The sequence below is a fragment of the Pseudomonas sp. TE12234 genome, from assembly GCF_054061835.1.
Genome location: NZ_JBSSEP010000039.1, coordinates 1 through 1,750, shown reverse-complemented (window position 1 = coordinate 1,750; position 1,750 = coordinate 1). Strand labels below are relative to the sequence as shown.

The following is a 1,750-nucleotide window of genomic DNA, read 5'->3' as shown; positions in this document are numbered from 1 at the left end:
TTAGGTGATGCGGTAGAGGAGCGTTCTGTAAGCCTGTGAAGGTGAGTTGAGAAGCTTGCTGGAGGTATCAGAAGTGCGAATGCTGACATGAGTAACGACAATGGGTGTGAAAAACACCCACGCCGAAAGACCAAGGTTTCCTGCGCAACGTTAATCGACGCAGGGTTAGTCGGTCCCTAAGGCGAGGCTGAAAAGCGTAGTCGATGGAAAACAGGTTAATATTCCTGTACTTCTGGTTATTGCGATGGAGGGACGGAGAAGGCTAGGCCAGCTTGGCGTTGGTTGTCCAAGTTTAAGGTGGTAGGCTGGAATCTTAGGTAAATCCGGGATTCCAAGGCCGAGAGCTGATGACGAGTGTTCTTTTAGAACACGAAGTGGTTGATGCCATGCTTCCAAGAAAAGCTTCTAAGCTTCAGGTAACCAGGAACCGTACCCCAAACCGACACAGGTGGTTGGGTAGAGAATACCAAGGCGCTTGAGAGAACTCGGGTGAAGGAACTAGGCAAAATGGCACCGTAACTTCGGGAGAAGGTGCGCCGGTGAGGGTGAAGCACTTGCTGCGTAAGCCCACGCCGGTCGAAGATACCAGGCCGCTGCGACTGTTTATTAAAAACACAGCACTCTGCAAACACGAAAGTGGACGTATAGGGTGTGACGCCTGCCCGGTGCCGGAAGGTTAATTGATGGGGTTAGCTAACGCGAAGCTCTTGATCGAAGCCCCGGTAAACGGCGGCCGTAACTATAACGGTCCTAAGGTAGCGAAATTCCTTGTCGGGTAAGTTCCGACCTGCACGAATGGCGTAACGATGGCGGCGCTGTCTCCACCCGAGACTCAGTGAAATTGAAATCGCTGTGAAGATGCAGTGTATCCGCGGCTAGACGGAAAGACCCCGTGAACCTTTACTATAGCTTTGCACTGGACTTTGAATTTGCTTGTGTAGGATAGGTGGGAGGCTTTGAAGCGTGGACGCCAGTTCGCGTGGAGCCATCCTTGAAATACCACCCTGGCAACTTTGAGGTTCTAACTCAGGTCCGTTATCCGGATCGAGGACAGTGTATGGTGGGTAGTTTGACTGGGGCGGTCTCCTCCTAAAGAGTAACGGAGGAGTACGAAGGTGCGCTCAGACCGGTCGGAAATCGGTCGTAGAGTATAAAGGCAAAAGCGCGCTTGACTGCGAGACAGACACGTCGAGCAGGTACGAAAGTAGGTCTTAGTGATCCGGTGGTTCTGTATGGAAGGGCCATCGCTCAACGGATAAAAGGTACTCCGGGGATAACAGGCTGATACCGCCCAAGAGTTCATATCGACGGCGGTGTTTGGCACCTCGATGTCGGCTCATCACATCCTGGGGCTGAAGCCGGTCCCAAGGGTATGGCTGTTCGCCATTTAAAGTGGTACGCGAGCTGGGTTTAGAACGTCGTGAGACAGTTCGGTCCCTATCTGCCGTGGACGTTTGAGATTTGAGAGGGGCTGCTCCTAGTACGAGAGGACCGGAGTGGACGAACCTCTGGTGTTCCGGTTGTCACGCCAGTGGCATTGCCGGGTAGCTATGTTCGGAATAGATAACCGCTGAAAGCATCTAAGCGGGAAACTAGCCTCAAGATGAGATCTCACTGGGACCTTGAGTCCCCTGAAGGGCCGTCGAAGACTACGACGTTGATAGGTTGGGTGTGTAAGCGCTGTGAGGCGTTGAGCTAACCAATACTAATTGCCCGTGAGGCTTGACCATATAACACCCAAGCAATTTGC

1 rRNA gene is annotated in these 1,750 nt (G+C 52.6%); it reads left to right on the top strand.

Annotation, left to right across the window (positions count from 1 at the left end):
* Positions 1-1,730: ribosomal RNA gene (locus ACVWYU_RS30210) — 23S ribosomal RNA — on the top strand; the annotation flags it as partial.
* Positions 1,731-1,750: the final 20 nt, after the last annotated feature.